At 59.0% G+C, this 24,443-nt stretch carries 22 protein-coding genes; 17 read left to right on the top strand and 5 right to left on the bottom strand.

Translation table 11 applies throughout. The annotated features are described in order from the left end of the window. Window positions 1-89 precede the first annotated feature (89 nt). Genes BW33_RS02440 through tssI form a run of 5 tightly spaced genes read right to left on the bottom strand, consistent with a single transcriptional unit; the run spans window position 90 to window position 6,913 of the window. Window positions 90-2,426 carry a lipase family protein gene (locus BW33_RS02440; protein ID WP_047596850.1) on the bottom strand — a complete coding sequence of 779 codons (2,337 nt, stop codon included), beginning with the start codon at window positions 2,424-2,426 and terminating at the stop codon, window positions 90-92. Next, complete coding sequence (locus BW33_RS02435; RefSeq protein ID WP_236645183.1) at window positions 2,423-3,259, bottom strand: hypothetical protein; 837 nt, start codon at window positions 3,257-3,259, stop codon at window positions 2,423-2,425. Before BW33_RS02435 ends, BW33_RS02440 begins: the two co-directional genes overlap by 4 nt. Further along, window positions 3,256-4,047: a hypothetical protein gene (locus tag BW33_RS02430; RefSeq protein ID WP_047596847.1), complete on the bottom strand. Its 792-nt coding sequence runs from the start codon at window positions 4,045-4,047 to the stop codon at window positions 3,256-3,258. The genes BW33_RS02435 and BW33_RS02430 overlap by 4 nt, the downstream gene beginning before the upstream one ends. Continuing rightward, on the bottom strand, window positions 4,044-4,892 hold the full coding sequence (locus tag BW33_RS02425; protein ID WP_047596845.1) for a DUF4123 domain-containing protein: 849 nt from the start codon (window positions 4,890-4,892) through the stop codon (window positions 4,044-4,046). Before BW33_RS02425 ends, BW33_RS02430 begins: the two co-directional genes overlap by 4 nt. Continuing rightward, the gene (gene tssI, locus BW33_RS02420; protein WP_047596843.1) at window positions 4,889-6,913 is read right to left on the bottom strand and encodes a type VI secretion system tip protein VgrG; all 2,025 of its coding nucleotides are present in this window, start codon (window positions 6,911-6,913) and stop codon (window positions 4,889-4,891) included. Before tssI ends, BW33_RS02425 begins: the two co-directional genes overlap by 4 nt. A gap of 716 nt (window positions 6,914-7,629) precedes the next feature. Between tssI and tssA the strand changes: the two genes are divergently transcribed. From tssA to tssK, 17 genes are all read left to right on the top strand, one after another. Further along, window positions 7,630-9,192, top strand: coding sequence for a type VI secretion system protein TssA (gene tssA, locus BW33_RS02415; RefSeq protein WP_047596841.1), 1,563 nt, complete (start codon window positions 7,630-7,632; stop codon window positions 9,190-9,192). Window positions 9,193-9,224: 32 nt separating this feature from the next. Beyond that, window positions 9,225-9,728: a type VI secretion system contractile sheath small subunit gene (gene tssB, locus BW33_RS02410; protein ID WP_003229587.1), complete on the top strand. Its 504-nt coding sequence runs from the start codon at window positions 9,225-9,227 to the stop codon at window positions 9,726-9,728. Window positions 9,729-9,753: 25 nt separating this feature from the next. Next, entirely contained in the window at window positions 9,754-11,229 is a 1,476-nt protein-coding gene (gene tssC / locus BW33_RS02405) for a type VI secretion system contractile sheath large subunit (protein ID WP_003229584.1), read from the top strand. Window positions 11,230-11,238: 9 nt separating this feature from the next. After that, window positions 11,239-11,646 carry a type VI secretion system baseplate subunit TssE gene (gene tssE, locus BW33_RS02400; RefSeq protein ID WP_047596839.1) on the top strand — a complete coding sequence of 136 codons (408 nt, stop codon included), beginning with the start codon at window positions 11,239-11,241 and terminating at the stop codon, window positions 11,644-11,646. A gap of 11 nt (window positions 11,647-11,657) precedes the next feature. Continuing rightward, entirely contained in the window at window positions 11,658-12,182 is a 525-nt protein-coding gene (locus BW33_RS02395) for a PAAR domain-containing protein (protein ID WP_047596838.1), read from the top strand. A 1-nt stretch (window position 12,183) separates the two neighbouring features. Beyond that, window positions 12,184-12,834: a hypothetical protein gene (locus BW33_RS02390; protein ID WP_047596835.1), complete on the top strand. Its 651-nt coding sequence runs from the start codon at window positions 12,184-12,186 to the stop codon at window positions 12,832-12,834. Between the two features lie 5 nt (window positions 12,835-12,839). Beyond that, entirely contained in the window at window positions 12,840-13,196 is a 357-nt protein-coding gene (locus tag BW33_RS28190; protein ID WP_236645182.1) for a hypothetical protein, read from the top strand. Between the two features lie 47 nt (window positions 13,197-13,243). Continuing rightward, window positions 13,244-13,468, top strand: a complete 225-nt coding sequence (locus BW33_RS02385; protein ID WP_047597110.1) for a hypothetical protein — start codon at window positions 13,244-13,246, stop codon at window positions 13,466-13,468. Then, a complete protein-coding gene (locus BW33_RS02380) occupies window positions 13,465-13,887 on the top strand; it encodes a hypothetical protein (protein WP_047596833.1) in 423 nt (140 codons plus the stop codon). The genes BW33_RS02385 and BW33_RS02380 overlap by 4 nt, the downstream gene beginning before the upstream one ends. A 69-nt stretch (window positions 13,888-13,956) precedes the next feature. Beyond that, window positions 13,957-15,744 carry a type VI secretion system baseplate subunit TssF gene (gene tssF, locus BW33_RS02375; RefSeq protein WP_007962320.1) on the top strand — a complete coding sequence of 596 codons (1,788 nt, stop codon included), beginning with the start codon at window positions 13,957-13,959 and terminating at the stop codon, window positions 15,742-15,744. After that, the gene (gene tssG, locus BW33_RS02370) at window positions 15,708-16,715 is read left to right on the top strand and encodes a type VI secretion system baseplate subunit TssG (RefSeq protein WP_047596831.1); all 1,008 of its coding nucleotides are present in this window, start codon (window positions 15,708-15,710) and stop codon (window positions 16,713-16,715) included. The genes tssF and tssG overlap by 37 nt, the downstream gene beginning before the upstream one ends. Before the next feature lie 11 nt (window positions 16,716-16,726). Then, a complete protein-coding gene (gene tssH, locus BW33_RS02365; RefSeq protein ID WP_047596829.1) occupies window positions 16,727-19,384 on the top strand; it encodes a type VI secretion system ATPase TssH in 2,658 nt (885 codons plus the stop codon). Between the two features lie 10 nt (window positions 19,385-19,394). Beyond that, the gene (locus BW33_RS02360; RefSeq protein WP_027610386.1) at window positions 19,395-20,915 is read left to right on the top strand and encodes a sigma-54 interaction domain-containing protein; all 1,521 of its coding nucleotides are present in this window, start codon (window positions 19,395-19,397) and stop codon (window positions 20,913-20,915) included. 333 nt (window positions 20,916-21,248) lie between these two features. After that, a complete protein-coding gene (locus tag BW33_RS02355; RefSeq protein WP_003229566.1) occupies window positions 21,249-21,389 on the top strand; it encodes a hypothetical protein in 141 nt (46 codons plus the stop codon). Window positions 21,390-21,407: 18 nt separating this feature from the next. After that, a complete protein-coding gene (gene tagH, locus BW33_RS02350; RefSeq protein ID WP_047596827.1) occupies window positions 21,408-22,601 on the top strand; it encodes a type VI secretion system-associated FHA domain protein TagH in 1,194 nt (397 codons plus the stop codon). A 5-nt stretch (window positions 22,602-22,606) separates the two neighbouring features. Then, window positions 22,607-23,107 (top strand): type VI secretion system lipoprotein TssJ, encoded by a 501-nt coding sequence (gene tssJ, locus BW33_RS02345; protein ID WP_007962325.1) that lies wholly within the window; start codon window positions 22,607-22,609, stop codon window positions 23,105-23,107. 2 nt (window positions 23,108-23,109) lie between these two features. Next, window positions 23,110-24,441, top strand: coding sequence for a type VI secretion system baseplate subunit TssK (gene tssK, locus BW33_RS02340; RefSeq protein WP_007962327.1), 1,332 nt, complete (start codon window positions 23,110-23,112; stop codon window positions 24,439-24,441). Window positions 24,442-24,443 lie beyond the last annotated feature (2 nt).

Below are 24,443 nucleotides of genomic sequence, written 5' to 3'. Positions count from 1 at the left end.
AAGCTCCTTACCAGCCTTAGTAGAGGGTGCCGAATTTTTTGGCATTGGATTCTGGCATAACCAAGGTTTGCCCGCGCGTTGTTTAGCCATTACACAATCGAATCGATATCCAGCTGAAACGGCGCGCCGACGGCATGCCCTCCGGTCATTGCCGCGATCGCTGCATCATGGTCCTGGGCGGCGGGGGGGATCATCGCCAGTTGTTCCTGAACGAGGTTTTCCGGGTGGGCGTTCCAGCGCCGCAGGTTTTCCTGCACCCACTCAGGTTGGTCGGCATAGCTGCCGTAGACGTCGGCTTCTGTGACTCGCTGGCCGTGCAGGGCGACCAGTCGAGCGTGGGTCATTTCTATTTTGCTGATTTCTCTGTCGAGAACCGCCGTCTTGTGGGTTTTTTCCTCGTGCCGGACATAAGCACTTGGGTGGTCTCGGAGATTGCGCTTCACGGCACTCAGTTGGTCTTTGAGATTCTTCAAGGCGCCGCTAACCCATTCGAACTCCCGGTAAGTCACCAAAGAGCGTTGGAATTGCTGCGCCTCTTGCCAGCGGCGCAAGCTGGCCCAGCAGCCGGGGATGTAGCTGCCAATCATTGAGTGATCGCCTGCCGCGAAGAGCTGCTCAAGAAAAGCGCCGCGCCTGGGCGAGCCATTGATATTTCGCAAGGCTTCGGCGCAACCGTGATCGTTGATGATGCTACAACCCGGCTGCCAGAGAATGGATGACTTGTGTTCCTTGCCAAACACCACCGGCATGAAATGGCGCAGTTCACCATGATGCCCGTAATCGTCCCCCAGAAAATTGCTCATCCCCCAGACCAGCAAAGCAAAACCGGCGACCGGATTAAGGGCCAGTACCACTCCGTTTGCGGTATACATCGGCTTGGGTCTGGCATAGGTGTTCATCCAGGTGGCGGGCACGCTCGGTACAGGGTCGTTCTGGTTGACGATGCGGTGGTGGATCAGTGGTTGGGCGCTGTTGATGAAGGTCGTGTCGCCGGCGCGCGGGGCGCCGTAGGTGTAGAGCACGATATCTGGCTGATAGCGCTGATTCCGGCGCAACATTTCGGACAAGATAAGTGCGATCGCCCCGCCCAGGCTGTGTCCGGTAATCAGCAGTTTTTGCCCACTGTAGAATCTCTCGAGATAGCTCACGACAAACGGGAAAACCGCTTGTGCACCCCCGTAGAATCCACGGTGCACCTTGCCTTCTCCTTCTTGAAAAGGAACCTGGTAGGCGTCTCCATCACGCAAACCATCGGGTAACGTTTCGCTGGTTCCCCGGACACTGATCAATAACAGCTCGTCGTGATGCGTAATGAAGGCTTGGGTGTCTGTACTGTTGTCCTTATTACGGTCATCGAAAAAGTGCAGCTTGGCCGGAAGTTCCTGTTGATCCCCCAGTGCCGGATCATTCACCTCGGGATAGAGCTGTGGATCGAACGGCACTACTTCCAGCCGTTTCGAGTAAGGTACTTCTTCATACAACGGGTAGTACTTCTGCGTTTGCGACGCATCGACTTTCCACAACTCATCAAACTGCGGCAGTGCATGGCCGAACCAATTGCCGCTGCTGGGCTGCACGGGGAAACTCACACGGTCGGTCTTGACCGGTTGCGTGTTCGGCTCCTGACCGAAGTCGGTGTAACTCAGGGTCGCCATCAACGACAGTTGATAGAGGTTGAGTGCGCAGAATTCGTTGCCGGTCGACAACATTGGGCGTAGCGCCCGCATGGGGCGCACCTCCAGTACATGGTGCTTGTTCGGCAACAGGGCAATGCCCTTGGGTTTTGGCGGTGGCGGGGAGAAACCCAGCTCGACCGAGGCCATGTCCGCCTGACTGAAAATCGCGCCCATTCCTCCGTCCGGAGCATTGGTATCAATTTGCATGAACGTTCGGGTTTGGGGCGTGGATCGCATTAGTCTGTGCACCACCATATTCGGTGGATCACGGCGCTCTGCCAGAGGCGGCAAGTGCGCTAAATGTTTGACCAGCTCGCTGACTTCAACCTGGTAGTAGGCGTTGCTCTCGGCAAGGTCTTTTGCTGGGTTGGCCAGGGTACGCACGCCTGATTTGCTGAAGAAGCGGGTTTTCTCGGCACGAACCTGGAGTTCGGTGATGGGGAGGGGGTAGTGCTCTCTTGTCCTTAAATCTTTATAGAATGCTTCTGTTCCTTTAAAGGCCTGGTTGAACTTGATTACTACCGGGCCGCAGTAATGGTTGTTCACGTTGCCAGAACCCGCGGTATCCAGTTTTCCCGTGTAAACGGTGTCCTCATAATCGATAATTTCGTACGTCAACCCAGCATAGGGTTTGCCATCACCAAACTCGTCCACTAGTTGAAAGCTTGTCGAATGTCCGCGCATTGGGCAGGCGTGGATGTTGCCTTGCATAAATACTGCGACGCTCCGATCCAACGGTTCAATGCTCATGGGGTCTCGTCCTTGTTTTCCGTGCAGCCCGGATAAATGGTGCAAACCCGCTCATCCACCATCCTGAAGGTGCTGAAGTCTTTGTAGTTTCCATTGCAATACCCACGCTGATCTTCGAGACCTTCACCCATACAGCGCTTCCAGCCGCCGGGAACCTGGACCCAGGTGTCACCCCAGCCGGGCCTTTCTTCATCTGCCAACTTGATTTTCAATTTCACCGTTTTTCCCGGCAGTTGCGTCAGCGTGTATGCCGTGGAAGGGCGGCTTCGACCGACATTGCCCTGCTCGTCCATTTTTTTGCATCTCAACATTTTTATGAGGTAACGCTTGGGGCTGACCGTGCGGAAAAACCACATGCATTCACCGAAGAACTCACCTGTACCGTCTTCGTCGGAAGTCCCCATGTGTCGCTCCAACAGCTCTGGACGTACGGCAAATGAGGCGTAGTCATAGCTGCTATCACTCCGCTCTGGGCCAAAAACGCCGATGATCTTGATTTCCACTTTGTTCAAGGACAGCGGGCAGTCACTCGCTGTTTTGTACAGCTCAATTTCCGCAGTGCTGACGTATTCCATGTTGGGTTTATTGAAGCTGACCCAGAAATCCGGCTTTCCCGCCACTCGGCACGTTTCGCCTTCGAGGGGCAGGTAGATGGCTTTTAGTTCGTATTTGAAGTTGGGTGGAAGCTCGGGAACAAAGGTGAATGTGTTTGGTTTTCCCACAGCCGAGCAACCCAATGTCAGAGCAAGGCAAGTGCTCAATGTCAGGCACTGAAGGACTCGTTTGAAGTGCGGGAAATACAACCGCGAACGCGGTGTTTTTTGATCCATCATGGTGTCGCATCCTTGTTTTCCGTGCAGCCCGGATAAATGGTGCAAACCCGCTCATCCACCATCCTGAAGGTGCTGAAGTCTTTGTAGTTTCCATTGCAATAGCCACGCTGATCTTCGAGACCTTCACCCATACAGCGCTTCCAGCCGCCGGGAACCTGGACCCAGGTGTCACCCCAGCCGGGCCTTTCTTCATCTGCCAACTTGATCTTCAATTTCACCGTTTTTCCCGGCAGTTGCGTCAGCGTGTATGCCGTGGAAGGGCGGCTTCGACCGACATTGCCCTGCTCGTCCATTTTTTTGCATCTCAACATTTTTATGAGGTAACGCTTGGGGCTGACCGTGCGGAAAAACCACATGCATTCACCGAAGAACTCACCCGTGCCGTCTTCGGCGAAAGTCCCCATGTGCCGCTCCAACAACTCTGGACGCACGGCAAATGAGGCGTAGTCATAGCTACTGTTGCTTCGTCCAGAACCAAAAACGCCGATGATCCTGACCTCCACATGATTCAGCGCCAGCGGGCAGTTGCTCACGGTTCTGTAAAGCGGGATTCGCGAAGTAGGCTCGTAGACCATGTTGGTTTTATTGAATCCAAGCTGGGTATCTTTGCCACCCGGAACCAAGCATGTCTGATCTTTGGCGGGCACGTAGGTGGCCGTCAGGTCGTATTTGAAATTGGGCGGCAAGTCGGGAACAAAAGTAAAAGTGTTCGACTTGCCCGTAACAGAACACCCCAGGTTCAGGGCGACGCAACCGCCAAGCGCCAGACATCGTAATACTCCTGTCATACGACGCCGTTCTCCTGCAGATACAAGGTCTGTTGATACACCCGCTCAAAGTGCGCCGCCGGGTCTTCCCCGGTTTTGGGCAGCCAGATTTTCGGTGGTAGAAATCCCGGTGCCTTCAGGCCTTGGGTCAGCAGGAAATGCACCTGTTGCGGCTGTTGCCAGCCCCACAGCTGGCTCAGTTGCACCTGCCCCCAGATCCAGTCATCCACATCGAACTGCTCGGCAAGCACCGCCATTGCTTCAGTGTGTTCGCCGACCAGATAGCGTCCGGCGTTATCGAACAACACGTTGGCGTAAACCTGTTCCGGTATCGGGGTGTGCAGCCACGGCGGATCTGCCGGCAGCGGATGCTCACCCGGGTCAGGATTGTCGGTGACCGTCCATTGGTCGGCGTGCCAGTAACAGACGCTGGCCATCGGCCCGAGCAAGAGCGCGTGTTGCTCCGGTGGCAGATGCGCAAGCGCGCGACCGATTACGCGATTGTCGTGCACGCGATACACCGCCTGATTCGGTCGCTCGCCAGTGACTATGCGTGCGCGCCAGTGCGCGGACAGCGTATCGAGGTCAACGTGGCTGGCGCTGCCCAGCCAGCCCCAATGCCGCTCGGGTGCGTTCAGCAGCACCTGGATCAGCGGATGTCTGACTGTGCCGATGTGAAAAAGAAACGGGCCGCTTTGTGCCAGCGAATTCGCTGCGGTGCCCCCATACAGACTGCGGTAGTGAGCGGCACCCAATTCGTTGCTCAGCGCGATGCGCTCTTCGAGGTGATCGAGTGAGTCGAGCATCAGCACCAGATCTCGACTCGATTGTGCTTGCTCGTACAACCATTGTTCGAGTGTGTTCATGCGACCTCCCCGATGCTGCACTGGCCGGCGCGACAGGCTTCGCATAGCGGGCAGTAGTCCACGGCCTGTTGGCGGGCGCTGGCGACGATGGATGCGGGGCTGGCGATGTCTGCCATGGATTGGCCGGGCGAGGCTTGCAGCGCCTGCAGCGGCGCTATACCGGCCAGCGGCGCGCCGCCCTGAACGATCGGCACGCTGCTGAAGATCCCGCTGGCGTCGATCACGATGTGATGACCTCCTGCCGTCAGCGTCAGGCTGGAACCGGCGTCGATCACGATATTGTTGGCAGTGATGCGCGCCTGTTGGCCGGCCTGAATCACCAGCGAACCTGCCGACAGGCTGCTGGTACCGCTGATCGTGAGCAGATCATCGGCATTGATCACGGTGCTGCGCACGCCGTGTTGGGTGCGCAGCTCTTTGCCTTCGATCAGGGTGGTGCTGTCATTGCCCACCTGTTCAAAACGGTCATGGCTGATCTGGCTGCGGCTGTCATTGAGGATCAGTTGCTCAATGTCGCGCTGGGCGCGCAGGTAGATTTTCTCCTGCCCGGCGCGGTCTTCGATCGACAGTTCGTTGTAGCCGCCGCTGCGTGGTGAACTCTGACTGCGTAGAACCGTTCGGGTCTTTTGCGCCGGTAATGGATGGGCAGGGGAGGTGAGCTTGTTGGGCACGCAGCCGGTAATCAGCGGTTGATCCGGGTCACCTTCCTGGAACGTCACGACCACTTCCATGCCCACGCGCGGAATGGTCATCGCGCCGAAACCTTCACCCGCCCAACTGGAGGCAACCCGTATCCAGCAACTGCTTTTGTCGCTACCGAGTTCTGCTCGATCCCAAGGAAACTCGACGCGAACCCGACCGTACTCATCGCAAAAGATCTCTTCGCCGGGCGGACCGGTGACGCGTGCGGTCTGGCAGACCAGCAAGGGCTTTTGTGCGGGTAGTCGAGGTCGGTAGATCACATCCGCGGGTGTGGCGCTGAAGGTATTGCGATAGCCCTGAGTGAAACCATCGATGGGTGTTGTAGGGCTGCCGGCGGCTTCCTCAAGGACCTGTGGCTGTTTCCCGTAATGTTGCAGGCTCACCAGCAACCACATGTCGTTGCAGTCCTTGCGCGGATGCTCGATCAGGTTGAACAAGTAGCCGCTGCGCAGCGTCGGCTGATTGCTGGCACCCTCGACCCGCTGGTAGTCGCTGCGATGCCGCTCCAGAGCCTGGCGCACGAGCTGTTTGCCCTGCTTCTCGCTCTTCATCAAGAGTGGGTAACGATAGTCCTCCAGCTCGGGCGTGAACTCGGCGGTGAAGCGACTTTCGAGCAGCAGGCTGGGACGTTTCAGGTCATAGTCGCGACGGGTGACAGTGCTGGTGCGGGTTTTCAAGGCCAAGGTAAAACGATCAATAACCGGGTGCTCGGCAACCATGCCTGAGCCTTGTCGATAAGGCGTCGGCCCAAGCCTTGGGAAAAACACCTGATCGTCAGTGAACACCAGCATGTGTTGCTCGGGCGAGTGCTGGTGATGCCAGGCAATGCCGTCCTCGGCGCACAAACGCTGGATGAAGTCGAAGTCGGATTGCCCATACTGCACGCAGTATTCACGTACGGCGCTGGTGCTGACATGGAAGGTGAAGACGTCGGTCTGGATGCCATGACGCTGGAGAACCTGAGTGATGACTTGCGGGACGGTCAGATTCTGAAAAATCCGCTGGTCATGACTGAACTGCAGATAATGCAACGCAGGCACCAGCGTCAGCTCATAGTGGGTCAGGCGTTTTCCACTTTCACCCACCCGCACATCTTCGATGCGCCCGTGAATCCCCTCGTTGTTGAACCCGAATTGCAGAAATGCCGGTTGGCTGAGCAGGCCTTCCAGATCGATATCTGCACGTTCGCTGACCAGCTCGACCCGCATAGCGTACAGGCGGCTGATGGCTTCATCACCCTCAAATGCGAGCACCTTGAAGTCGTGGAGAACGCCGGGGACTTGCAGGATAAAAGGCGCGCAACTGCCCGTGCTGAACATACGCTTGTCCTTAAGCAAAAGTGAGTCGATGCGCGGTGTCCGATCCTCCCTGATCGCCACGCGAAAAGAATTTGCCAAGGCACGCTAGCAACGCAGGAAATAAATTGATGTAAGAAGTATCCCTGACATTTGTCAGAGTATTCTGGGCGTGAAAGTATTGTGCCGATTGAAGGAAATGACTGTAGGAAGTCACTTCGATAATTATTGAGTTAGCACTGAAGTGCAGCATTCACGAGCTGAATAAAGTTTCAGAAAAATGAAATGCCATCAAATTGATGGCACTTTTGTTGTTGAGTGTTGTCGCCGGTAAATCGTTTGTAAAATCCAATGGATTTTCGGAAGAGTCCTACTTCTATTTTTTTCTAGAGTTGTCATGCTTGCCGCTGTGGAATGGGACGAACGTTCGGGTCGGTGTGCTCAGGCGGGATTGGGCCGCTCTGGATCAAGGGTTCTGTGGGGGCAGAGAAAATGCGGGCGATATATATCGCCATCAGGGATTCCCCGGCCACATATAGGGCGATCTCCTACACAGCCCAATGAACACTTCGTCTTGTTGTTTAACCAGATGCTTGCTAGTGGCCATCATAGTGATTACGATGCGCCCACTTGAAAGAGCACATCTCAATTGGATGAGTCGCTTCAAAGCTCTTCGATACTGTCCCGCGCCGCGGCAACTCCAATAGGCGCATGACTGTAATCCTAATTAAAGGCCATGGATGTCCTACTCAAGCAAACTTTCCGCCCATTACCTCGAACTCGCAAAAGTCTCTGTTTCCAAAGAGAATTTCGCGGGCGAAGACGTTCGTTTTTCGAGCGAATTCGAGGCGCTGGAAAGCGAGCTGGCCAAAGCCTCGTCGATGCACGAAAGCGGGCAGATCGACTGGCTGAAAATCCGTGAAAACAGCGAAAATCTGCTGCGTACCCAATCCAAGGATTTGCGTGTCGGCGCCTGGCTGACCTGGTCGTTGTACCAGCGTGAATCCTTCCCCGGGCTGCTGGCCGGCCTTGGTCTGCTGCACCATCTGTCGGAAAACCACTGGGCCGACGTTCACCCGCTCAAACCGCGAACCCGTGCCGCCGCCATCGGCTGGCTGGTGCCGCGCCTGGAGCAGGTGCTCACTGAAAACATCGCGATCAAGGAACAGCTGCCGATGTTCCGGCAACTGTCCGAGCATCTGGCCGGCCTCGATGCCGCATGCACCGAGCACCTGGGCGATGACGCACCGCTGTTGCTGCCGCTGTCCCGTCGCCTGAAAACCATGATCCAGCGTGCCGCCGACAATCAGCCGGCCCCCGGTGTGGTGGGCGCAGCAGTTGCGCAGGTCAAGCAGGCCGCTAGCCAGCTAATGGCCCCCGGCGCACCGATCGACAACGAAAAAGACGCCTACAAGGCCTTGCGCGCGCAGCAGGAAAGCGCGCGTCCGTTGTGTGCCTGGTGGCTCAAACAGAAAGCCACCGACCTGCGCGCCTTGCGTCTGAATCGCACTTTGCTCTGGCTGCCGATCGACGCGGTGCCTGAGCGCAACGCCGAGCAGATCACCGTGCTGCGCGGCTTGCCGGTGGACAAACTCAAGCAGTATCAGGATCGCTTCGATCAGGGCAAATACGCCGATCTGCTGGTGGAACTGGAGGCGAGCCTGGCGAAGGCGCCGTTCTGGTTCGATGGCCAGAGGATGGTCTGGGAATGTCTCCAGAACCTCAACGCCGAGATGGCAATGCGCGAAGTGGAAATCCACTTCGCGCTTTTGGTTCAGCGCCTGCCCGGCATCATCGAATGTCGTTTCCATGACGGCGCGCCGTTTGCCGATCCGTCCACCCGGGCGTGGATCGCCGGCAATGTCATGCCGCACCTGCAGAGCGCCAGCGCGCCGCGCAAGGTCGAAACCGACGACGTCGAAACCCAGCCCGCCTGGGAAAAGGCCCTGCAGGAAGTGCTGCCGCTGTTACGCAAGGAAGGCCTCAAGCCTGCCGTGCAGACGCTCAAGCAAGGGCTGCAATCGGCTCACGGCGGACGCGAGCGGTTCTTCTGGCAGTTCGCCCTTGCCCGGCTGTGCTTCATGGCCAAGAAGTACGAACTGGCCAAGAACCAGCTAGAAACTCTCGATCAGACATTACAGGACTCAGGCCTGCACGCCTGGGAGCCCGATCTTGCATTGGAAGTGCTGCACCTGCTGCACAGTTGCTGCGAGTTGTTGCCGCAGAACCATGCCGTACGTGAACGCAAGGAAGAGATTTATCGCAGGCTGTGCCACCTCGATCTCGAAGTGGTACTCGAATAGGCCCCAGGGCCACAACCGCAAGGAGAAAAGCCATGGCCAAAGAAGGCTCGGTAGCCCCCAAGGAACGCATCAACGTCACCTTCAAACCCGCCACCGGCGGTGCTCAGGAAGAGATTGAACTGCCGCTGAAGCTGCTGGCAATCGGTGACTACACCCACCGCAAGGACGATCGCAAAATCGAAGATCGCAAGCCGATCAGCATCGACAAGATGACCTTCGACGAAGTGTTGGCCAAGCAAGAGCTGGGTCTGACGCTGAGCGTGCCGAACCGTCTGCAGGAAGATGGCGAGGCCGACGAGCTGGCTGTGCAATTGCGCGTCAATTCGATGAAGGACTTCAACCCGGCCAGCCTGGTCGAGCAAGTGCCTGAGCTGAAAAAACTGATGGAACTGCGCGATGCGCTGGTGGCCCTCAAAGGCCCGCTGGGTAACGCACCTGCGTTCCGTAAAGCGATCGAAGGCGTGCTCGCCGACGACGAATCCCGCGGTCGCGTACTCGGTGAGCTGGGCCTGAACGCCGCAGCCCCGGACGCCTGAGACTCCAGCCAAGGAAGCCAACACAATGAGCACTAGCGCAGCACAAGAGAAGAGCGCCGAAAGCGGCGAGTACAGCATTCTCGACAGCATCATCGCCGAAACCCGTCTGACTCCGGACGACGAAGCCTACGACATTGCCAAGCGTGGCGTGTCGGCGTTCATCGAAGAACTGCTCAAGCCGCAGAACAACGGTGAGCCGGTCAAGAAGGCCATGGTTGACCGCATGATCGCCGAGATCGATGCCAAGCTCAGCCGTCAGATGGACGAGATCCTGCACCACCCGGACTTCCAGGCGCTGGAATCGTCGTGGCGTGGCCTGCAGTTGCTGGTCGACCGCACCAACTTCCGCGAAAACATCAAGATCGAAATCCTCAACGTCTCCAAAGAAGACCTGCTGGACGATTTCGAGGACTCGCCGGAAGTCATGCAGTCGGGCCTGTACAAGCACATCTACACCGCTGAATACGGCCAGTTCGGTGGTCAGCCGGTTGGCGCGATCATCGCCAACTACTTCATGTCCCCAAGCTCTCCAGACGTGAAACTGATGCAGTACGTGGCCAGCGTTTCCTGCATGTCCCACGCGCCGTTCATCGCCGCCGCCGGCCCGAAATTCTTCGGTCTGGAAAGTTTCACCGGCCTGCCGGATCTGAAAGATCTGAAAGACCACTTCGAAGGCCCGCAATTCGCCAAATGGCAGAGCTTCCGTACTTCGGAAGACTCCCGCTACGTCGGTCTGACCGTGCCGCGTTTCCTGCTGCGTAACCCGTACGATCCGGAAGAAAACCCGGTCAAATCGTTCGTGTACAAGGAAACCGTTGCCAACAGCCACGAGCACTACCTGTGGGGCAACACCGCGTTCGCGTTCGGCACCAAGCTGACCGACAGCTTTGCCAAATTCCGCTGGTGCCCGAACATCATCGGCCCACAGAGCGGTGGCGCGGTTGAAGATCTGCCGCTGCACCACTTCGAAAGCATGGGCGAAATCGAAACCAAGATCCCGACCGAGGTTCTGGTTTCCGACCGTCGTGAATACGAACTGGCCGAGGAAGGCTTCATCTCCCTGACCATGCGCAAAGGCTCCGACAACGCGGCGTTCTTCTCCGCCAGCTCGGTGCAGAAGCCGAAGTTCTTCGGCATTAGCGCAGAAGGCAAGGCGGCAGAGCTGAACTACAAGCTCGGCACCCAACTGCCGTACATGATGATCGTCAACCGCCTGGCTCACTACCTGAAAGTGCTGCAGCGCGAGCAACTCGGTTCGTGGAAAGAGCGTACCGACCTCGAACTGGAACTGAACAAGTGGATCCGCCAGTACGTCGCCGACCAGGAAAACCCGAGCGCCGAAGTCCGTGGCCGTCGTCCGCTGCGCGCTGCGCAAGTGATCGTCAGCGACGTTGAAGGCGAGCCGGGCTGGTACCGCGTCAGCTTGAACGTGCGTCCGCACTTCAAGTACATGGGTGCCGATTTCACCCTGTCGCTGGTTGGCAAGCTGGACAAAGAGTAAGAGCGACTCATGGACGGATACGGCAGCCTTTTCGAACGCCTCAACGGCGATGCGGAACTACGCAAGGGCAGGAGTCTCGAGGCTTCTGCCATGGCGTCGGTGGCTGCCCATCTGGCCAAAATGCTCAGCACCCGGGCGGGCAGCGTGCAAACGCTGTCCGACTACGGGTTGCCCGATCTCAATGACATGCGTCTGAGCCTGCACGACTCCCTGAGTCAGGCCCGTCTGGCCATCGAAAACTTCATCGAAGCCTACGAGCCACGCCTGAGCAACGTGCGTGTCATTTCCCTGCCGCGTGACCACGACCAGCTGCGGCTGGCCTTCAGCATCGAAGGCCTGCTGGAAGTCGAGGGTTTCAAGCGTCAGGTCAGTTTTTCCGCGCGCCTGGATGGCAGCGGACAAGTGAAGGTCACCTAAGGAGATTCCCGATGTCTGGCAAACCCGCAGCACGCGTATCCGACCCCACCGCTTGCCCACTTCCAGGCCACGGTACCAACCCGATTGCCGCCGGTTCCGGCGACGTGTTCTTCGACGGCCTCGCGGCCGCCCGCGAAGGCGATGCTTCCGCGTGTGGTGGTGCGATGGTCGGCGGTTTGGCCACGACAGTAAAAATCAACGGCAAGTCTGCTGCCACGGTTGATTCAGTGGGGACCCATGGCAACAAAGTCACTGCCGGTTCCGGGACGGTGATTATCGGCAATTCGCATTCGCCGGCGCCGTTTGTGCCACCAATTCCGTTGAACATATTTGGCTTTGATGTACGTGTTCAGTTAATGGACCCAGTATCGGGAGCCCCGCTTAAAAATATTCCATACACCGCTACGCTTGAGGATGGTTCGGAAATTCGAGGCGTAACAGACGATACCGGACTATCCAAGTCGCTGGGCTCAAAAGCTCAAGTCCAAAATATACAGATTTCGGCTATACCAAATTGGTTGGTGAGGGGAGAGTGAAATGCCTCAAGCCGTAAAAGTCGCAACTGTAGCGACCACTCCTGCGAAGGATAAGACCCCAGTACAAATCTACTTGGTAAGTGATCATGATTTTGTGATTCCTGTTGTGTTTCCGGACTACAAAATTCATGTGGAGGCTTTGGGTATTAGTCATAAGTTCTCTGACCTAGGTCACGCAGGTGTACTAATTGTCAACGGTAAAACGGGGCTGACGAAGTACGGAGAGTACGGGCGTTATGAAGGAGCAGGTCCACCGGGAATTGTGAGGTTACGCCCTGTTCCTAATGTGACGATCAAAGGCGGAGCGATTACTGAGTCATCACTCAAAAAAACGTTGAGAAGTATGTCTTTAGCTTATGGTCAGTCGAGCAACGTGTCTGGGGTTGTACTCAGGGGGGCCGCTTTTTCTCAGGCCGAAGCGTGGCTTAAAAATAAAGAAAAAGACAACGACAACATGAATAGAGACCCGTACAGCATAAGAAGCCACAACTGCATGACGTTTGTGGCTGATTTAGTTGATAGTCTGGATCTCGGTGCGCCTAAAAGATCCTATTTTGCAGTGATACCAAAAGATTATATGGAGGATTTCCAAGAAACAAAGCCAGATCTGGATTACACATTCAGCAGCGATAAGTTGGAGATAAAAGATTGATCTGGTTGAAGCGTTTTCTGATGGCTGTTGGTGCACTGTCTCTGTTGATAGCATTAGGGGTAATGTTTTTTATGGATTTTTCAGAAGATAAGCCGCATGTACTCAGCGAATATCCAAATGCTCACTGGAGAGGTGGTGCTGATGGAGGTCAATACATTGAAGTGACTAAGTCAGAACCTCCATATTATTTTGTTCAAGTCAGGCATGAAAGTGGTGAGTTGTGGGATGAAGGATGGCTCAAGTTTGGAGACGAGAATAGCGAGCCACTCACATCTAACAGTGTAATTGCCTTTTCAGGAGAAGGTGTTATTTATCTTCAGCAACGCAAAATCCTAAGTTCTGAAAAAGCTAAAGCGAAATAGCTATGAGCAAATATTGAAAGGCATTCTTGGATATACGTTGGAAGCTGATGAAAATATCTGAAGCAGGTGAAATTCAAGGCTACCTCGCCTTTGTTGCCGACAGCGACCTGTTCGGCTGGCTGGCCCTGTTGAGCTTTTTTTTACTCGCGGCAGCAATTTTTCCCGCTGCTCGGAATTCGCGCCTGCACCGTGTGATGACGTTTTCGGTTCTGGTAGCCATTGTTGCTATCCATGGCTTTGGTTCGTGGTATGGGAATTTGAGGCTTACATGAGTAGCTATGTTCGTCTCGCCTTATGCCTATTAATCCACGCCCTCGGATGCGTGGCTTATGCATTTTTGAACGACGCGGTTGTGCATGCTTACAGGCTTTATAACGGCGGATTTACCTCCCATGGTGTCGCCATCGGCATTGCGACTTACGCGCTGTTTTACATTTTTCTGGGCGTCAACCTGATCATTGCGCTGATTCCAAGTCTGGTCGTCAAGCTGGCCATCCTTTTTCTGATGGTGGGCGTCATCCTGCTCTGGATGCTACCGGACAACCCGTTAAGAGCCCTGTTTTACGGCGTAGCTCAAGGCTGCGTCACGTTGCTGGCGATCCTCACCACTCAAGTCATCGAGTTGCGTTGGGCTTTGCGAAATATCGCAGGTCGCATTCAGCCAAATCGGTCTGCAGGGGCAATTCAATGACCAGGTCGGGTGTCGAGCGTAATCCACAGGTCGGTATTTCCATGAGTTCCTTTACCAGGCAGGTAACCCGTGTCCTTTAACCACTACTACCAAAGCGAACTCACCGCACTGCGCCAACTCGGTCGCCGTTTCGCCGAGCGTAGTCCGGCGTTGGCGCCGTTTCTGGGCCAGGCTGGGCGGGATCCGGATGTGGAGCGGTTGCTGGAAGGCTTTGCGTTCCTCACCGGGCGCCTGCGGCAGAAGCTCGATGACGAACTGCCGGAGCTCAGCCATTCGCTGATGCAACTGCTGTGGCCGAACTACATGCGTCCGCTGCCGGCGTTCAGCATTCTGCAGTTTGATCCGCTGAAGCGTTCCGGACCTGCGCTGGTGGTCGAGCGCGATACGCCGATTGAAAGCAAGCCGATCGAAGACGTGCGCTGCCGCTTTCGCACCTGCTACCCGACTGAAGTGCTGCCGCTGGATCTGGCAGCGCTGAACTACTCGGTGAAGGGCGATGGTTCGCTGCTCAGCCTGCGTCTGGAAATGAGCGCTGACGGTCATCTCGGTGAGCTGGAGTTGAGCAAACTGCGCCTGCACTTTGCCGGCGAACGCTACATCAGCCAGATGCTGTATCTGAGCCTGCTGCGCAACCTGGAAGGCATCGAGCTGATCCCGCTCGACGGCGCCGGCAAGCCGATCGATGGCGTGGCGGGCAAGCCGATGGCGTTCAAGATTCCGGGTGACCGGGTCAAGCCGGTGGGCTTTGCCGAAGAAGAAGCGTTGATCCCGTATCCGTTGAACACCTTCCGTGGCTATCGCTACCTGCAGGAATACTTCGCCTTCCAGGACAAGTTCCTGTTCGTCGACGTCAACGGTCTGGACATCCTCAAGGCGCTGCCGGAAGACACGCTCAAGCAGATGCGCGGCCTGGAGTTGCGTTTCGATATCCGCAAGAGCGGGATCATGCGCATGCGTCCGACCCTGGATAACGTGAAGCTGTTCTGCACGCCGATTGCCAACCTGTTCGCGCACGACGCCCTGCCGATCCGCCTCGACGGCAAACAGGATGAATACCTGCTGCTGCCGGCGGAATACGATCTGGAAAACTGCGGCGTGTTCTCGGTGGAAACCGTCACCGGCTGGAAGCCCGGCGGCCTCGGTTATCAGGAGTACGTGCCGTTCGAATCGTTCGAGCACGACCCGAGTTTCGACGTACCCAACAGCCGTCCGCATTACAGCATCCGCCAGCGTTCCTCGTTGCTGCACGACGGCCTCGACACCTACCTGAGCTTCGGCATCCGCCATACCGAAGCCCACGAAACCCTGTCGATCGAGCTGATCTGCACCAACCAGAACCTGCCGCGCAAGCTCAAGCTCGGCGACATCTGCATGGCCTGCGAAGAGACGCCGGAGTTCCTGAGTTTCCGCAACATCACCCCGGCCACGTCGAGCTTTGCGCCGCCGCTGAACCGTGACTTCCTGTGGAAGCTGATCAGCAACATGTCGCTCAACTATCTGTCGCTGGCCGACGTCAACGCGTTGAAGGTGATTCTCGAAACCTACGACCTGCCGCGCTACTACGACCAGCACGCGGAGAAGGTCAGCAAACGCCTGCTCGGCGGCCTCAAGCACATCAAGCACCACCACGTCGACCGGCTGCACCGTGGCTTGCCGGTACGTGGTCTGCGCACCGAACTGACCATCGACCCGGAAGGGTATATCGGCGAAGGCGATCTGTTCGTTTTCGCTTCGGTTCTTAACGAGTTTTTCGCGCTTTACGCCAGTCTCAATTCGTACCACGAGCTGCGGGTAAAAAGCACACAGGGAGAGGTGTACCAATGGACACCACGTATGGGCCTGCAGCCCCTGCTTTAAGCGGGCTGACCAAGGTAATACGCGAGTACTCGCTGTTTCAGGCCGTGCTGCTGGTGATCGACCGGCTGCGCGAGGCGCACCCGTACCTGAGCGAAGACGATCTGTACGATCAGGTGGAGTTCCAGGCCAACCCGAGCCTGGGCTTTCCGCGCAGCGACGTCGATCGCGTGGAGTTTTTCGAAGAGCAAGGGCAGATGCGCGCGCGCATGCGTTTCAACCTGATCGGGCTGGTCGGCTCCGGTTCGCCGCTGCCGGCGTTCTATGGCGAACAAGCGCTGGGCGACAGCGAGGACGGCAACCCGACGCGCAACTTCCTCGACCTGTTCCACCATCGCCTGCAACGGCTGATGCTGCCGATCTGGCGCAAGTACCGTTATCGCGCCAGTTTCCAGAGCGGCGCGATCGACCCGTTCTCCTCGCAGCTGTTCGCGCTGATCGGTCTGGGTGGCGACGAGATCCGCAAGGCCAAGGAGCTGAACTGGAAACGCCTGCTGCCGTACCTCGGTTTGCTCAGCTTGCGCGCGCACTCGGCGGCGCTGATCGAAGCCGTGCTGCGTTATTACTTCAAGCACGAAGACCTGGTTATCGAGCAGTGCATCGAGCGCCGCGTGGAGATCCTCGACGAGCAGCGCAACCGCCTCGGTCGCGCCAACAGCCTGCTCGGTGAAGACCTGGTGCTGGGCGAGCGGGTGCGCGACCGCAGCGGCAAATTCCGCATTCACATCACCGAACTCGACTGGGAGCGATTCCACGAATTCCTGCCGATCGGTTTCGGTTACCAGCCGCTGTGCGCGCTGGTGCGGTTCACCTTGCGTGACCCGCTCGATTACGACATTCGCCTGGTGCTGCGCCCGGAAGAAATCCGCGAACTGCGCATTGGTGAGAAGAACGACTGTCGCCTGGGGTGGACCAGTTGGCTGGGCTGCGAAAAAGCAGACGGCGTGGTCACCCTGGGCAGCAAAATTCATTAAGGACGTGAGCCATGATCAACGTAGACCTGCAACAACTCATCCAGGCGCTGGACGCCGAAACCCGTCGTGACCTGGAACGTTCGGCCGAACGTTGTGTGGCCCGTGGCGGCAGCAAGATCCTTGTTGAAGACCTGCTGCTGGGTCTGCTGGAGCGTCCGAACGGCCTGCTGTCGCGCGCGCTGCAGGATGCGGATGTCGATGCCGGTGAACTGAGCGCCGCACTGCAATCTCGCGTTGAACACAGCGCCTCGCGCAACCCGGTGTTCGCCCCGGAACTGGTGCAATGGCTGCAAGACGCACTGCTGGTGGCGAACCTCGAACTGGGTCAGACCCAGGTCGAAGACGCTGCGCTGATCCTCGCGCTGCTGCGCAACCCGATGCGCTACGCCGGCAGCCGTTACCAGCCGCTGCTCGCCAAGCTGAACATCGATCGTTTGAAGGAATTCGCCCTGTCGCAACAGGAGCAACCGGCGGCCAACGGCAAGCCGGCGGCGCAGGGCGAATCGCTGCTGCAGCGCTTCACCCACAACCTGACCCAGCAGGCGCGCGACGGCAAACTCGACCCGGTGCTGTGCCGCGATGGCGCGATCCGGCAGATGGTCGACATCCTCGCCCGTCGCCGCAAGAACAACCCGATCGTCGTGGGTGAGGCCGGCGTGGGTAAGACCGCCATCGTCGAAGGCCTGGCCTCGCGCATCGCTGCCGGTGAAGTGCCGCAGGTGCTCAAGGGCGTTGAACTGCTGTCGCTGGACATGGGCCTGCTGCAGGCCGGCGCCAGCGTCAAAGGTGAATTCGAGCGTCGTCTCAAAGGCGTGATCGACGAAGTCAAAGCCTCGCCGAAACCGATCATCCTGTTCATCGACGAAGCCCACACCCTGATCGGCGCGGGCGGCAATGCCGGTGGTTCCGACGCGGCCAACCTGCTGAAACCGGCGCTGGCCCGTGGTGAACTGCGCACCATCGCTGCGACCACTTGGGCTGAGTACAAGAAATACTTCGAGAAAGACCCGGCGCTGGCCCGTCGTTTCCAACCGGTGCAGTTGCACGAACCGACCGTCAGCGAAGCGGTGACCATCCTCCGTGGTCTGGCGCAGGTCTACGAGAAGAGCCACGGCATCTACCTGCGGGATGACGCGGTGGTCTCCGCTGCTGAGCTGTCCGCGCGTTATCTGGCCGGTCGCCAGCTGCCGGACAAAGCCGTCGACGTCCTCGACACCGCGTGTGCCCGCGTGCGCATCAGCCTCGCGGCTGCCCCGGAAAGCCTCGAACGCCTGCGTGGCGAACTGGCCGAAGGTGGCCGTCAACGTCAGGCTCTGCGCCGCGATGCCGAGGCCGGCCTGCTGATCGACCACGAAGCGCTGGATGCGCTGGAAGCGCGACTGGACGAAGCGGAAAGCGAAATGGTCGCGCTGGAAAGCCTGTGGACCGAACAGAAACAACTGGCCGAGCGCCTGCTGGAACTGCGCCAGCAACTGGCCAAGGCCCGCGAAGTTGCCGCCGTCGAGCCGACTGTCAGCGTTGAAGAAGACGCCGAAGGTACCGTGATCGAAACCATCGCCGCCGAGGTCGAGGAGGGCCAGAGCGTCGAAGCGCTGGAAGCCGAACTCAACCAGACCCATAGCGCCCTGACCGCTGCTCAAGTCAAAGAACGTCTGGTCAGCTTCGAAGTCTGCCCGCGTCTGGTGGCCGAAGTGATCAGCGCCTGGACCGGCGTGCCGCTGGCGCAACTGGCCCGCGAACACAACGCCAAGGTCGCCAGTTTCGCCACCGACCTGCGCACGCGCATCCGTGGTCAGGAACAAGCCGTGCACGCACTGGATCGCTCGATGCGCGCCACTGCCGCCGGCCTGAACAAGCCTGACGCACCGGTCGGCGTGTTCCTGCTGGTTGGCCCGAGCGGCGTCGGCAAGACCGAAACCGCGCTGGCCCTGGCTGACCTGCTGTACGGCGGCGACCGTTTCATCACCACCATCAACATGTCCGAATTCCAGGAGAAGCACACCGTATCGCGTCTGATCGGTGCGCCACCGGGCTACGTTGGTTACGGCGAGGGCGGCATGCTCACCGAAGCGGTGCGCCAGAAGCCCTACTCGGTGGTGCTGCTCGATGAGGTCGAAAAGGCCGACCCGGATGTACTCAACCTGTTCTACCAAATCTTCGACAAGGGTGTGGCCAACGACGGCGAAGGTCGCGAGATCGACTTCCGCAACACCTTGATCCTGATGACCTCGAACCTGGGCAGCGACAAGATCAGCGATCTCTGCGAAGACGGAGCCCGCCCGACCGCCGAGCTGCTCGAAGAGACGATTCGCCCGGTGCTGAGCAAGCACTTCAAACCGGCGCTGCTGGCGCGGATGAAAGTGGTGCCTTACTACCCGGTCGGCGGCCCGGTGCTGCGCGAGCTGATCGAGATCAAACTCGGTCGTCTCGGCGAGCGCCTGAACCGTCGTCAGCTGGATTTCAGCTGGTGCCAGAACCTCGTCGATCATCTGTCCGAGCGCTGCACGCAAAGCGAAAGCGGCGCGCGCCTGATCGACCATCTGCTCGATCAGCATGTGCTGCCGCTGGTGGCCGACCGCTTGCTCGATGCGATGGCCACCGGTGAAAGCCTCAAGCGTGTGCACGCCACGCTCGACGGCAACGCCAGCGTGACGTGCGAGTTCGCCTGAGGTGGGTGTGATGTTCACTCAAGTGCCGCAGCCACTGGTCTATGCCGAAGCCTTGCTGGCGCAGTTCGCCAGCCTGTCGCGCGCGGCGGACGGTGCTGCGCTGCTGGGTGACTTCGTGCGTGGACTGGCCGAACTGAGCGGTTGCGAACTGACGCAGCTGTACCTGCTCGACGCCACCCATACCTGCCTGGGGATGAACGCCGAATGCCTCGACGGCGCGCTGCAGCCGCGCGCCGCCACCAGCCTGCCGGCGGACTACAACGGTGAACAACTGCTGCAGTTTGCACTGTGCCAGAACCGCGTGGTCTGCCTGGACGATCTCGGCGCCAGCCTGCACGAAACCAGTTTCCTGCCGGCCACCACCGGCCGCTGGCAATCGCTGCTGTGCGTGCCGCTGGTCAATCAGCAGAAGGCGGTTGAAGGCTTGCTGCTGTGCGCCAGTCGTCGTCACGTAGACCTGCAAGGCTTTGCCGATTCGCTCGGCCAGCTCGGCTCGTTCGTCCTCGGTCAATTGCACTTGCTGCAGCGTCTGCGCCAGCCGCCGGCGGAATCGGCCACGGTGGCGCGCAGTGTGCCGAGCATCAACGGTTATGGCCTGATCGGCAAAAGCGCCGCCATGCGCCAGACCCATTCGTTGATCAGCAAAGTCCTGCACAGCCCGTACACCGTGCTGCTGCGCGGCGAGACCGGCACCGGCAAGGAAGTCGTGGCCCGGGCGATTCATGATTGCGGCCCGCGCCGCTCTCAGGCGTTCATCGTGCAGAACTGCGCGGCCGTCCCGGAAAACCTGCTGGAAAGCGAGCTGTTCGGGTATCGCAAAGGCGCGTTCACCGGCGCCGACCGCGACCGTGCGGGGCTGTTCGATGCAGCCAACGGCGGCACGCTGTTGCTCGACGAGATCGGCGACATGCCGCTGTCGCTGCAGGCGAAAATTCTGCGGGTATTGCAGGAGGGCGAGATCCGCCCGCTGGGTTCCAACGACACGCACAAGATCGACGTGCGCATCATCGCCGCGACGCACCGCGATCTGTCGACGCTGGTCAGCGAAGGCAAATTCCGCGAGGACCTGTATTACCGCCTCGCGCAGTTCCCGATCGAGCTGCCGGCCCTGCGTCAGCGCGAAGGTGACATCCTCGAACTGGCTCAGCACTTTGCCGAGAAGACCTGCGCGTATTTGCAGCGTGATCCGGTGCGCTGGTCGAGCGCGGCGCTGGAACACCTGTCCGGTTACACCTTCCCCGGCAACGTGCGGGAACTCAAGGCACTGGTCGAACGCGCGGTGTTGTTGTGCGAGGGCGGCGAGTTGCTGGCCGAGCATTTCTCCCTGCGCATGGAGCCGATGCCCGAAGATCACAGCGGCCTGAACCTGCGCGAACGCCTGGAAAAGGTCGAACGCACGCTGTTGCTCGATTGCCTGCGCAAGAACGACGGCAACCAGACCCTCGCCGCCCGCGAACTGGGCCTGCCGCGCCGCACCCTGCTGTACCGCCTCGGGCGCCTGAATATCAATCTGGGTGACTTCGATGGTTGATCTGAACCTGGCTCTTGCCGTTTGCACAACTCCTGTCTTGAAGGGCTTCTCTGTGGCGAGGGGATTTATCCCCGATCGGCCGCGCAGCAGCCGTAATCCAGCAAACGCGGTTCTCCTGAAAGAACCGGTAATCAGGTTTTGGGGCTGCTTCGCAGCCCATCGGGGACAAGTCCCCTCGCCACAAATTGCTCACTTGCCACAGGAGGTGCGTACGCCTCGGTGGTCTGGCTCAGGGCCCCGATGTAGAGCCTTCGAGACCACTCAAGGAATTAATTTCAGCGCCGCCCGCAAGGGTCGGCGCTTTGTGCTTTGTCTACCCCTGGAGACCCTCTGATGTCTGTTCGTCACTGGCACGCTGTCCTGCTGACCCTCGTCGTTCTATGCGGCCTTGGCGGCTGTAGCGGCAATTACAAATTCAACGACAACGACTATCGCCCGTTGGGTGATCCGCAAGCGGTCAATCGCGGCAAGTGACCGCAAGGAGCATCAAACATGGAATTGGTTTTCGAAATGCTGAACACCAAGCAGTTCGTGCCCACCGAGTTGTGCCAGAAGACCTTCAAACAGGCCGGCGGCGTGATCGGACGGGGTGAGGACTGCGACTGGATCATTCCTGACCGCAAGCGCCATCTGTCCAATCATCACGCGATTGTCAGCTACCGCGAAGGCACGTTTTTCCTCACCGACACCAGCAGCAACGGGGTTCAGGACGGCGACAGCGGTGCACGCCTGCACAAGGGCGAACCGGTGCGCATCGAGCACGGCAGCACCTACGTGCTCGGCGACTTCGAGATTCGTGCGCGGCTGGTGCGTGACCCGGCGACCTTCGACGGTGAAGTCGGCCGGCCGCGTGCCGCCGGCAGCATCATTCCGGACGACGCCTTCCTCGACCTCGATCCGTTGAACGCGATCGAACAGCAGGAGCGCGTCTATTCGGAAATCGACGAACTGTTGGCGCCGACCGCCAAGCCCGAGGATTCCCGTCAGCGCGCCGACTATGCGCGAATCGACATGGAAAGCCTGATGGTGCCCGAGCTGGTCGCGCCGGTTGAACCCGAGCCTGCTCCGGCCCCGAGGGTCGTCGAGCGTCAGAGCGAGGGTTTCTGGGAGCATTTCGGCGCGGCACTGGGTGTGGATGTCAAAGGCCTCAGCCACGATGAGCGCGAAGCGCTGGCACTCAACGCCGCGCGTCTGCTGCGGCAGAGCATCGGCGGACTGCAGCAGAGCCTGCGCACTCGTTCGGAGCTGAAAAACGAGCTGCGTCTGGCCCAGACCACCGTGCAAGGCACCAACAAGAACCCGCTGAAATTCGCCGTCGATCCGAGCGAAGCGCTGGAGATTCTGTTGCAGCCGCACAAGCCCGGTCACTTGCCGTCGGAGCAGGCGATTTCCCGTGCATTCCGCGATCTGCAGGCGCATCAAGTGGCCTTGCTCACCGCCAGCCGCGCTGCCGTGCGCGGCACGCTGGAGCACTTCTCGCCGGAACAACTGACCCTGCGTTTCGAGCGCGACAACAAGCCGTTGATCGCCACCTCGGGCGGACGCTGGAGAGCGTTCGGCCGGTACCACCAGGCCCTGCGTCAGGACGATGACTGGAGCGAGCGTCTGCTGGCCCGCGACTTCGCCCAGGCCTACGAAGAACAGATCCGCCTGATCTCCACCCTCCACACCGACCACCAAGGATGATGCGCATGTCTCGCCGCTCGACCGCTTTTTTCAAGACGCTGACTGCGCTCACCGTGCTGGTGCTGCTCGCCGGTTGCTCGTCGCTGTCGCCGTACTCGAAAGTGACCAAGATCAACCTGAAACTGACCGGCAGCGATCAGCTCAACCCGGACCTCAACGGCCGTCCTTCGCCGATCGTGGTGCGCCTGTTCGAACTCAAGCACCCGGTGACCTTCGAGAACGCTGATTTCTTCAGCCTCTACGAGCGAGCCAAGGAATCCCTCAACCCGGATCTGGTGGCCAGCGAAGAACTCGAACTGCGCCCGGGTGAAACCGTGGAAATGAAGCTGAGCGTGGAGGAGGGCAGCCGCTACGTCGGCGTTCTCGCCGCCTACCGTGATCTGCCGGAAACCAAGTGGCGCTACACCGTTCAGGTCACCCCGCTGGAGCTGACCGAGGCCGATCTGACCCTGGATCAGGCCGGGATCCGCAACACCCATGAAGCGCTCGCCAAGGCGGATGACTGAACATGAATACGCATAAAGTCATTTGGCAGGAAGGCATGCTGCTGCGGCCGCAGCACTTCCAGCACAACGATCGCTATTACGATCACCAGATGAAAACCCGCACCCAATTGCTGGGTGGCTACACGTGGGGTTTTCTCAATCTGGAGATCGACCTGCAGTTCCTCAACATGGGCAAACTGGTGATCAGTGCCGCCTCGGGGATCCTGCCGGACGGCAGCCTGTTCGAACTCGGCGGCAACACCGAGCCGCTGGCGCTGGACGTGCCGCCGAACACCGGCAACACGCCGATTTATCTGGCGCTGCCGTTGGTCACCGGTAACCACATCGAGGCGCGCCGTCCGGAGCAGTCCGACGTGCTTGCGCGTTACACCGCGTACGACGCCGAAGTGGCCGACTCCAACGCCGGCGATGATTCCGCCAGCCAGGTCAGCTGTGGTCGCCCGGATTTCAAACTGTTGCTCGGCGAGCAGCAGAGCGATCAGGCCTACGTAAAGCTGAAGATCTGCGACGTGCTCGACACCACGCCGGACGGCGTGATCAGCCTCGACCCGGATTTCGTGCCGACCTACATCCAGGCTCACGCTTCCAGTTACCTGCTGTCGTGCCTCAAAGAAGTCATCAGCATGCTCAACCACCGTGGCGACACGATTGCCGAGCGGATTCGCTCCAACGGCAAGGTCGGTGGCGCGGAAGTCGGCGACTTCATGATGCTGCAACTGATCAACCGTACCGAACTGTTGCTGCGCCATTACCTCGGTCTGGAGCAGGTGCACCCGGAAGAGTTGTACCGCACGCTGCTGACCATGCTCGGCGATCTGGCGACCTTCTCCAGTGACAGCAAACGCCCGCGACTGGACAGCCGCTACTCCCACGCCGATCAGGGCGCGAGCTTCCGCAAACTGATGGAAGCGATTCGTCAGGTGCTGTCGATGGTGCTCGAACAGCACGCCATCGAACTGATCCTGCAGGCGCGTCAGTACGGCATCATCGTGTCGCCGTTGCACGATCACAAACTGCTCGGCTCGGCGTCGTTCGTGCTGGCGGCAAGTGCCAACTGCGACTCCGAAGAACTGCGCCACCGCTTGCCGGCGCATCTCAAGGTCGGCCCGGTGGAGCGCATCCGCCAACTGGTCAACCTGCACTTGCCGGGGATCAAGGTCAAACCGTTGCCGGTGGCCCCGCGGCAGATCGCGTTCCACTCGAACAAAACCTACTTCATCCTCGAACTCAGTTCCGAAGACCTGGCGCAACTCGAGCGCTCCGGCGGCTTCGCGTTCCATGTGTCCGGCGAATTCGCCGAGCTTGAACTGAAATTCTGGGCCATCAGGAACTGACC

This window comes from Pseudomonas sp. RIT288 (assembly GCF_000631985.1).
Taxonomy (GTDB): Bacteria; Pseudomonadota; Gammaproteobacteria; order Pseudomonadales; family Pseudomonadaceae; genus Aquipseudomonas.
This window is presented reverse-complemented; position numbering and strand designations above follow the sequence as displayed.

Excerpts from the sequence above, each read along its gene's own strand:
- BW33_RS02440 (WP_047596850.1), bottom strand. The coding sequence starts at position 2,426 with ATGAGCATTGAACCGTTGGATCGGAGCGTCGCAGTATTTATGCAAGGC.
- BW33_RS02435 (WP_236645183.1), bottom strand. The coding sequence starts at position 3,259 with ATGATGGATCAAAAAACACCGCGTTCGCGGTTGTATTTCCCGCACTTC.
- BW33_RS02430 (WP_047596847.1), bottom strand. The coding sequence starts at position 4,047 with ATGACAGGAGTATTACGATGTCTGGCGCTTGGCGGTTGCGTCGCCCTG.
- BW33_RS02425 (WP_047596845.1), bottom strand. The coding sequence starts at position 4,892 with ATGAACACACTCGAACAATGGTTGTACGAGCAAGCACAATCGAGTCGA.
- tssI (WP_047596843.1), bottom strand. The coding sequence starts at position 6,913 with ATGTTCAGCACGGGCAGTTGCGCGCCTTTTATCCTGCAAGTCCCCGGC.
- tssA (WP_047596841.1), top strand. The coding sequence starts at position 7,630 with ATGTCCTACTCAAGCAAACTTTCCGCCCATTACCTCGAACTCGCAAAA.
- tssB (WP_003229587.1), top strand. The coding sequence starts at position 9,225 with ATGGCCAAAGAAGGCTCGGTAGCCCCCAAGGAACGCATCAACGTCACC.
- tssC (WP_003229584.1), top strand. The coding sequence starts at position 9,754 with ATGAGCACTAGCGCAGCACAAGAGAAGAGCGCCGAAAGCGGCGAGTAC.
- tssE (WP_047596839.1), top strand. The coding sequence starts at position 11,239 with ATGGACGGATACGGCAGCCTTTTCGAACGCCTCAACGGCGATGCGGAA.
- BW33_RS02395 (WP_047596838.1), top strand. The coding sequence starts at position 11,658 with ATGTCTGGCAAACCCGCAGCACGCGTATCCGACCCCACCGCTTGCCCA.
- BW33_RS02390 (WP_047596835.1), top strand. The coding sequence starts at position 12,184 with ATGCCTCAAGCCGTAAAAGTCGCAACTGTAGCGACCACTCCTGCGAAG.
- BW33_RS02385 (WP_047597110.1), top strand. The coding sequence starts at position 13,244 with ATGAAAATATCTGAAGCAGGTGAAATTCAAGGCTACCTCGCCTTTGTT.
- BW33_RS02380 (WP_047596833.1), top strand. The coding sequence starts at position 13,465 with ATGAGTAGCTATGTTCGTCTCGCCTTATGCCTATTAATCCACGCCCTC.
- tssG (WP_047596831.1), top strand. The coding sequence starts at position 15,708 with ATGGACACCACGTATGGGCCTGCAGCCCCTGCTTTAAGCGGGCTGACC.
- tssH (WP_047596829.1), top strand. The coding sequence starts at position 16,727 with ATGATCAACGTAGACCTGCAACAACTCATCCAGGCGCTGGACGCCGAA.
- BW33_RS02360 (WP_027610386.1), top strand. The coding sequence starts at position 19,395 with ATGTTCACTCAAGTGCCGCAGCCACTGGTCTATGCCGAAGCCTTGCTG.
- BW33_RS02355 (WP_003229566.1), top strand. The coding sequence starts at position 21,249 with ATGTCTGTTCGTCACTGGCACGCTGTCCTGCTGACCCTCGTCGTTCTA.
- tagH (WP_047596827.1), top strand. The coding sequence starts at position 21,408 with ATGGAATTGGTTTTCGAAATGCTGAACACCAAGCAGTTCGTGCCCACC.
- tssJ (WP_007962325.1), top strand. The coding sequence starts at position 22,607 with ATGTCTCGCCGCTCGACCGCTTTTTTCAAGACGCTGACTGCGCTCACC.
- tssK (WP_007962327.1), top strand. The coding sequence starts at position 23,110 with ATGAATACGCATAAAGTCATTTGGCAGGAAGGCATGCTGCTGCGGCCG.